The 7,923-nt window shown below is 69.5% G+C and carries 7 protein-coding genes; 3 read left to right on the top strand and 4 right to left on the bottom strand.

What is annotated here, in order from left to right; all coding sequences use genetic code 11:
* The first annotated feature begins 58 nt into the window (after nucleotides 1-58).
* Together BST12_RS32380 and BST12_RS28030 are read left to right on the top strand one after the other, a co-directional pair.
* Entirely contained in the window at nucleotides 59-1,720 is a 1,662-nt protein-coding gene (locus tag BST12_RS32380; protein ID WP_425437425.1) for a PE family protein, read from the top strand.
* Between the two features lie 101 nt (nucleotides 1,721-1,821).
* A complete protein-coding gene (locus BST12_RS28030; protein ID WP_083116444.1) occupies nucleotides 1,822-4,098 on the top strand; it encodes a PE family protein in 2,277 nt (758 codons plus the stop codon).
* A gap of 26 nt (nucleotides 4,099-4,124) precedes the next feature.
* Here BST12_RS28030 and BST12_RS28025 read toward each other — a convergent pair whose 3' ends face one another.
* The 4 genes from BST12_RS28025 to BST12_RS28010 form a co-directional block, all read right to left on the bottom strand.
* On the bottom strand, nucleotides 4,125-4,784 hold the full coding sequence (locus tag BST12_RS28025; protein WP_083116443.1) for an RraA family protein: 660 nt from the start codon (nucleotides 4,782-4,784) through the stop codon (nucleotides 4,125-4,127).
* Nucleotides 4,785-4,848: 64 nt separating this feature from the next.
* Nucleotides 4,849-5,196, bottom strand: a complete 348-nt coding sequence (locus BST12_RS28020) for a DUF427 domain-containing protein (RefSeq protein WP_083116442.1) — start codon at nucleotides 5,194-5,196, stop codon at nucleotides 4,849-4,851.
* Nucleotides 5,197-5,324: 128 nt separating this feature from the next.
* A complete protein-coding gene (locus BST12_RS28015) occupies nucleotides 5,325-5,708 on the bottom strand; it encodes a PPOX class F420-dependent oxidoreductase (RefSeq protein ID WP_083116441.1) in 384 nt (127 codons plus the stop codon).
* Between the two features lie 61 nt (nucleotides 5,709-5,769).
* Nucleotides 5,770-6,300 carry a (R)-mandelonitrile lyase gene (locus tag BST12_RS28010; protein ID WP_211281381.1) on the bottom strand — a complete coding sequence of 177 codons (531 nt, stop codon included), beginning with the start codon at nucleotides 6,298-6,300 and terminating at the stop codon, nucleotides 5,770-5,772.
* Between the two features lie 280 nt (nucleotides 6,301-6,580).
* On the opposite strand from BST12_RS28010, the gene BST12_RS28005 reads away from it, so the two are divergent.
* Nucleotides 6,581-7,923, top strand: a 1,343-nt coding sequence (locus tag BST12_RS28005) for a condensation domain-containing protein (RefSeq protein WP_245850608.1), incomplete at its 3' end; no start/stop codon positions are given.

Here is a 7,923-nt window from a genome sequence, read left to right as displayed (position 1 = left end):
GCTGTTTGGCGACGGCGGTACCGCCGGTGGCGCGGGCGACGGCGCGACCGGCGGGGCCATCGAGACGGCCACCGCGAATGGCAGTACCAGCGGCGCAGGCGGCAACGCGGGCATCGGGGGCGTCGGTGGCAATGCCGGGCTGTTGTGGGGTAGCGGCGGGGCCGGTGGGCATGGCGGTAACGCCGGGAATGGCGGAGACGTCGGGTCGCAGGGGAAGGGGGCAATCATTGTCCCCGATGGGACGGCCGGCAACGCCGGCAGCGCCGGCAGCGGCGGGAACGGCGGAACAGCCGGGTTGCTGGGAGGCAACGGCGGATCCGGCGGGGCCGCCGGGAACGGCGCGACGGGCGGGCTCTCCAATGGTGGGTTCGTCTCCAAGGCCTTCAGCAGCGGCAATGGCAGCGCCGGCGGCAACGGCGGGGGCGGCCAAAGCGCCGGGCTGCTGTGGGGCGCGGCCGGTGCCGGCGGGGCCGGTGGCGACGGCGGTGCCGCCGGCCCCATCCGCGGGAGCGGCGGGACCATTGGCACCGGCGGCGCCGGCGGAAATGGCGGCGCCGGCGGCGGCGCCGGGCTGTTGGGCAATGGCGCGGGCGGTGGCGCCGGCGGACACGGGGTTGACAGCGGCGGCGCTGGCGCCGGCGGCAACGGCGGTCGCGGCGGGTGGATATATGGCAGCGGTGGAGCCGGCGGAACCGGCGGCAACGTCAACGACGTCCAGGGCGCTGGAACCGGGATCGGTGGCGCGGGCGGAGCCGGTGGAGCCACCGGACTCTGGGGTAACGGCGGCACTGGCGGCGACGGCGGCTCGGGCGCCCAAGCCGACAGCGGCGGCTCCCCTGGGAATGGCGGGGCAGGCGGAGCCGGTGGAGCCGCCGGATGGCTCGCCGGCAACGGCGGGACCGGCGGGATCGGCGGGGCCGGCGGGATACAAGCCGGCAGTAGTAACCCGCCGGGTACCGGCGGCGCAGGCGGGGCCGGCGGGCGCGCCGGATATCTCTTCGGCGACGGCGGCGCAGGCGGGGCCGGCGGGGCCGGCGGCGAAAATCAAGTCAATGGGGCCGGCGGGAACGGCGGTGCCGGCGGCGTGGGTGGAAACGCTGGAATGGTCGGCAACGGAGGTCACGGCGGCCAGGGCGGGCTCGCCGGGAACGAGTCTGGCGGCAACGGCCGCGGCGGCATAGGCGGCAACGGCGGCAACGGCGGCACCGGCGGATGGCTGAACGGCAACGGCGGGGCCGGCGGCGACGCGGGCGCGGGCGGAAGCCAAACCGCCAAGAGTGTCGGCAATGGCTACTTCGGTGGGACCGGCGGCAACGGCGGCAATGCCGGGCTGTTCGGGTCCGGCGGAGCTGGTGGGGCCGGCGGCGCCGGCGGCAACACTAACGGCCCGAACAGCGGCTCAACCGCTACCAACGGCGGCGACGGCGGCGCCGGTGGAACCGGGGGCACCGGCGGACTCCTGTACGGCAATGGCGGTGGCGGCGGCGCCGGCGGGGCCGGCGGGAACAACACCGGCGCCAGCGCGGCCGCTACCCGCACCGGCGGTAACGGCGGCGCCGGGGGCAGCGGCGGGAGTGCCCAATACATAGGGAACGGCGGCAACGGCGGCAACGGCGGTACCGCGGGCACCGGCCCAACGGCTCCCGGCACCGCCGGGACAGGCGGAACCGGCGGCAAACGCGGAACGCTGTTCGGCAACAACGGCACTAACGGGACCTAGACACTGGGCCGTTCACCGTCGGCCGAGCCGCCGACCTGCTGAAAACGCCCCATTTGACGCGTTGGTAAACGCTAGGCTGCGACCGTCGACGGGAGACAGCCATGTCATATGTGATCGCCAATTCAGAAGTCATGACGGCTGCGGCAGCGGATCTCGTCGATGTCAGATCAGCGATCAGCGCCGCCACGACGGCGGCATTGGCCCCGACGGCGCAGGTGCGGGCCGCGGCCGCGGATGAAATCTCGATGGCGATCTCGGCGCTGTTCGGCTCACATGGGCAGGCCTATCAGGCGGTCAGCGCGCAGGCCACGGCGTTTCACGACCAGTTCGTACAGGCATTGAGGGGCGCGGGTGCTTCGTATGCGCTTACCGAGGCCGCGGCCGTGTCGCCATTGCAGGCCGTGTTGGACCTGATCAATGCTCCGACCGAGTTTTTTCTGGGGCGGCCGGTGATCGGCGATGGCGCCAACGGGACGGCGGCAGCACCCAATGGTGGAGCGGGTGGGTTGCTGTATGGCAATGGCGGCAGCGGCTTTTCGCAGCCGGCAAACTCGGGTCGCGCCGGTGGCGCTGGGGGGTCTGCCGGGTTGATCGGTAATGGCGGGGCCGGGGGCAGCGGCGGCACGGGAGCAGCCAGCGGATCCGGCGGCAACGGCGGCGCTGGTGGCGCCGGAGGGTGGTTGTACGGCAATGGCGGGGCCGGCGGCGCCGGCGGCGTGGGTACCGCTCTCGGGAGCAGCGGGGGGTCCGGCGGTGTGGGCGGCAACGCCTGGCTGTGGGGCTCGGGTGGCAACGCCGGAACCGGAGCCGCCGGCGCCGTTGGCAACGCCACCACTCCCGGAGGTAGTGGCGGCGCCGGCGGGGCTGGCGGCAACGCCGGGTGGCTGACCGGCAATCCCGGAGTCGGCGGTGCTGGCGGCAACGCCGGCGAGGGCATGAACGCGTCAACCAACGCGAGCGGCGGCGCAGGAGGCGCCGGAGGCCATGCCGGTCTGTTCGGTACCGGCGGGCTCGGTGGAGCCGGCGCGACAGGTGGTCACGGCGGCAGCGGCGGACTGATGATCGGCAACGGCGGCGACGGCGGCCAGGGCGGGGCCGGCGCGGCAGGTATCAACGGCGGAGTCGCCGGTCGGGGCGGCGACGGCGGCCACGGCGCCGGCCTGTTCGGCTCGGGCGGCAACGGCGGTCAGGGCGGTGCCGGTCTCGCCGGCGCGGACGCGACCAATCCGACGCCCATACCCAACACCAAGACAGGAGTGGACGGGACGAGTTACGGCAGCGTCGGAAACCCGGTGGCGCCGCCAGACCCGGCAACCGACGGTGCCGACGGAGGCAACGGCGGCCCGGGTCTCAATGGCCAGAACGGTCAGAACGGCGGCGCCGGCGGGACCGTCTACGCAGATGGAGGGCTCGGCACCAACGGCATCGTCTCTGGAAACGGTGGCGATGGCGGAGCCGGTAGCACCAGCGGCGGCAACGGCGGCGCCGGTGGCGCCGGTGGCCTGGCGACCGGCGCCGGCGAGTTCGACCAGGTCCAGGCCGGAAATGGCGGCCAGGGCGGAATCGGTGTCGGGCCCGGCGCTGCCGGTGGCGCGGGCGGGGCTGGGGGCAATGCCCTGACCTTGTACAACGGCACGGCCCTCGGTGGCACCGGCGGGGCCGGCGCTGCGGGCGCATCCAGCGGAATGGTCGCCGGTGCCGGCGCGGCCGGCGGAGCCGGCGGCAATGGCGGCAACGCCGGCCTGCTGATGGGTAACGGCGGCCACGGTGGCCACGGCGGCATCGGTGGCACCGGTGGTGCCGGAGCCGCCGGGGGTGCCGGCGGCTCGGGCGGCTCGGGCGGGAGCGCGATCGGAGATATCGCCGGCGCCGGCTCCGGCAACGACGGCGGCCATGGCGCCGACGCGTCCTCCGGTGGGGGTGATGGCGGCGCCGCCGGCGCGGGCGGCAACGGCGGCAATGCCGGTCGGCTGTTCGGCGTCGGTGGTGCAGGTGGTGACGCCGGCAGTGGTGGCGTCGGCGGGGCCGGCGGTGCCGGTGGTGCGGGCGGTGCCGGCGGCGACGGCGGTGACGCTTACGGAAACGTTGCCAACGGTGGTCGTGGCGGTGCCGGCGGTGCGGGCGGCAATGGCAGTAGCGGCGGCGACGGCGGTGCGGGTGCTACCGGCGGTGCCGGCGGCACCGGCGGCCTATTCGGGTCCGCGGGCGGCGACGGCTCGGTCGGCGTGGGGGGCATCGGCGGGACCGGCGGAGCCGGCGGTGCGGCCGGCCTCGGCGGCGCCGGCGGCACCGCTACGGCCATGCAGGGCGGCGGCGCGGGATCAGACGGCGCAACCGGTGTGGCCGGAACCGGCGGTGCGGCCGGCCATCACGGCTAACCCGGCCACCGAACGCGGGCAGGCAGCTACAGTTCGCCGCTTCCTTGACTCATGACCGTTGCCGGATCTTCTGACTTCAGACTCGCTTTGGCTTGATCCATTTTCTGCATGACCTTGCGCGCCTTGGTCAGAATCGCCTCGGCCTCGGCGCCCGGAATCACCACGGCCGTCGAGCCTTTGGCAAATATCACGTCGCCGGGAAGCACGGTGACTCCGCCGATCACGACCGGGACGTCGGACAGATAGGGCTGTATCTCATTGCCGCCCGCGCGCACCGTCTCGCCGTGGCAGTACGCCGCGAAGCGATAGCTGTTCAGCTCTTCGTAGTCCCGTAACATCCCGTCGGCCAAAATGCCTGCCATCCCGAGGTTTTCGACGCGGCTGAGCTTCGTGCCACCGCCCAGCGAGGTGTGGTGGTACCCGTTGGACGCCAGCACCAGGACCGCTCCGGCCGGCTCGTGTCCGGCCACCGCACGGTAGATCGCCGGACCCAGGCTGTGCTTCTGCGGATCCATCAAGTCCTTGCGAACCGGAAAGAACGAGATCGTCAGCGCCGGTCCGATGAGAACACGGCTTGGGTCGGGGCTGTCGAGGCCGATGATGTGCGCTCGGTGCCCGTGGGTCATCGTCATCGCGTCGACGACGTCGGCGACGCCTAGGCCCTCCACCAGATCCAAGAGCGGCATGAGTCGGTTCGATCCTTTCGGGGCAGACAGCGGATTTCCGGGTGTTGTCAGTAGGCGCGCTACGTCATCGCGTCCGGGCGAACCACCCGGCGAGGCGGTCGGCGAGCCTCGGAGTGCTGACCTCCGGCGCACCTTCGATCGTGACCCCGTGCCAAAACGCGACATGATCCTTGATCCGGCGCGCCAGCGGGCTCGGATTGGGGTAGTACCAGCCGGCGTCGGCGTTGACTTCGCCGTCGACGGTCACGTCGTAATAGCGCGCCACGCCCTTCCACGGACACAGCGACTTGGTCGCGCTCTCGGTGAGGAATTCGCGCCGCAAGGCATCCGGCGGAAAGTAGTGATTACCCTCCACGCGCACGGTGCGCGGCGTCTCGGCAACGACCGCACCATTCCACACGGCTCGAATCATCGCGCAGATACCTCCCTAGGCGTTATGGTCATGACGTCATGACGGCGGTGTACATCTCAATATCGTTGGCTGGCAATGCTTTTAGAAGCGGGCGCTCAGCGATACACCCAGCGGTGATCCAGCCATCGCTAGGTCACGTTGCGTGCTTGCAACTTCGGAGATTCGGGATCCAGGCCCCACACCAGGATTCGCCGGGGATGGATACGGATGAGAGCGCCGGTGTCCGTCGACAGCGCCTCTGCTTGTCCACGAATCTCGAGTCCTCGAGGCCGCCACGGATCGACTGAAGCCAGGTCATCGACCACGAACGCCACCCTGGGATCGTTTTCGACGTTGCGCAGCTTACGGCTGCCTGCCATGGCCCGGCCGCCGATGTCGATGGTGTCCAGCTCGGCGTTGTATTGAAATCGCACCGGCCGGATCTGCGGGGAGCCCTTGGGGGCGACTGTCGCAAGCCGGCCGAGTCGCTGGTCGGCCAGATAGCCGATCTCGGTGTCGGTGAACACGGTCACTAGCGGTGCTCCTCATCTCGAAATGGGTTGACAAAACTGACAACAGTGCCTGCTTTGACGGTTATTGATCGGCAGGCTCCGAATTGCCTGGAGGTGAAGTTTCGGTGGCGCTCAGATATTCCTCGTCGGTTACCTTTTCCATCCAATCGACAAAGCCCCCTTCGACCTCGTCTTGAATCGCGATGTGGCTCATCTCCCCGCTGTTGGTGGCTCCGTGCCAATGTTTGACTCCGGCCGGGGTCCAGACGACGTCGCCGGGGTTGATCTGCTGGCGGTCGCTGCCCCATTGCTGGACCCAGCCAGTGCCGGAGGTGACGATCAGCCGTTGTCCCGCCGGATGTGTGTGCCAGGCACTCCGGGCGCCCGCCGCGAACGTGAGCTGTCCGCCGTGGGCGTCCGAGGAGCCCGCGGGTCCGAACAACGGTTTCATCGTGACGTCGCCGGTGAAGAACTCCTGCGGGCCCGGCATGGGCGGCCGCTCATCGTCGCGAGAGATTCGCATGTCCGCCTCGTCGCCGGTGGAGCTGGTCCTGAAAAGGCCGAACCGGGCAATCGTGGCGAGAAAAGTCGCAAGCATCAATATGCGTCGCATGCCGTGGCCCTCATTTCATAGGTAAGCGGATATTAGTGCTTTCCGCGAGCGAGCGCGTCCTTTCTGCAGGCTGTGTCGGAACGCAACCCCGCACCGCCTTCGACCTGTACCGACTTCCCCGAAAGCCGGTCGCGAGCGCGTGCGCCTCCGGTACGGTTCCAATGAATTTGGAATGAGTGTTCCGGGGAGAACCAGCATGGGTGTCAAAACGCGCAACGACGACGAGGGCGGCTCGTCGGGCCGGGCTTCGCACACCTAGCCGGCGCGATTGGTTGGTCCGATGGAACTCGATGACCGGGCGCTGCCGCTGACGCGGGGGCAGCTGGACATCTGGCTTGCCCACGAAGCGGGTCACTCCGGTCCGGAATGGCAGCTTGGCCTCTTCGCGCGCGTCGAGGGCGCGATCGACCGTAATGCCCTGCAGCGGGCGATATGCCAGGTGGTGCGCGAGGCCGAACCCGTTAGGGCCGCCATCTTCGAAGAGGACGGCCAGGTTTTCCAAAGGACGATCGACTACCCCGATATCGAGCTGGCCTTCTACGACCTGAGCTCCGCACGCCGTCCCGTCCAGGAGGCTCGTGACACCGCGGCGTCGATCCAACGCACGCCAATGCCGTTCACCGGCCCGCTGTTCAAGTTCGCCCTGTTTCAGACGTGGGACGACGAGTTCTACGTTTTCGCGTGCGGCCACCACATCGTCATTGACGGGATTGGTATTGCGCTGGTTGGTAATCGGCTCGCAACTGTGTACTCCGCGCTTGTTTCCGGCGCGCCCATCCCGCCCACCTTCTTCGGCTCGTTGCAGGATCTGATTCGTTGCGAATTGGACTACGAAGCGTCCGATGACTACCTCGATGATCAAGCCTACTGGACGAAACACCTTCCAGCGCAAGATAATTTGGCCTACCGGTCACTACAGTACGGCGATGAGCGTGACCCGCACAAACCTTCGGCGCCGATTCGGCTCGACCCTGTCGTGCTGCGCCGTGTTCAAGAGCTGGCCCAAGCCTGGAACATCCCGCAGTCATCGATCATCACCGCGGCGTCCGCGCTCCTGGTGCATCGGTGGTGCGGTGCGGGATCAGAGGTGGTGCTCGACTTCCCCGTCAGCAGGCGAGTGCGCCCGGAGTCGAAGAGGTTTCCCGGAATGGTCGCCGGAGTGGTGCCGCTGGTGTTGACGGTATCGCCGGGGTCTTCGGTCGCCGACTTCTGCGAGCATGTTGACACCCGGATACGGGAAGCGCTGCAGCACCAAAGGTTTCCGGTGCACACCCTGGAGCGCAAAGCCCGCCTGAACGGCCTGGCCGCCTCGCCGGGCGAATGGGCCGAACGGGTGAGCGTCAACTTCCTGCCAGCCAAGATCACGCTCGACTTCGGCGGTCTCGAAGGCACCGGGTCATACGCCAATCCCGGGATCGTCGGGGGCTTCGGGCTGGTTTTCTCCGGCGCCGGCGATCAGCTCATCTTCGGCACAGTCGGTCACGGGGAACCATTTTCGAATTTCGAGGCCTCCGATTTGGCGAGACGGTTTGAGCGGGTGTTGGGGGCGATGGTTGGTGGTGTGGGTGGGTTGTTGTCGTTGGTGGATGTGGTGGATGAGCGTCCGGCGGTGGTTCCGTTGTC

This window comes from Mycobacterium angelicum, assembly GCF_002086155.1.
Lineage (GTDB): Bacteria > Actinomycetota > Actinomycetes > Mycobacteriales > Mycobacteriaceae > Mycobacterium > Mycobacterium angelicum.
The sequence above is the reverse complement of the archived record's forward strand: the minus strand, read 5'-3'. Positions and strand labels throughout refer to the sequence as shown.

Excerpts from the sequence above, each read along its gene's own strand:
- BST12_RS28025 (WP_083116443.1), bottom strand. The coding sequence starts at position 4,784 with ATGCCGCTCTTGGATCTGGTGGAGGGCCTAGGCGTCGCCGACGTCGTC.
- BST12_RS28010 (WP_211281381.1), bottom strand. The coding sequence starts at position 6,300 with ATGCGACGCATATTGATGCTTGCGACTTTTCTCGCCACGATTGCCCGG.
- BST12_RS28030 (WP_083116444.1), top strand. The coding sequence starts at position 1,822 with ATGTCATATGTGATCGCCAATTCAGAAGTCATGACGGCTGCGGCAGCG.
- BST12_RS28020 (WP_083116442.1), bottom strand. The coding sequence starts at position 5,196 with ATGATTCGAGCCGTGTGGAATGGTGCGGTCGTTGCCGAGACGCCGCGC.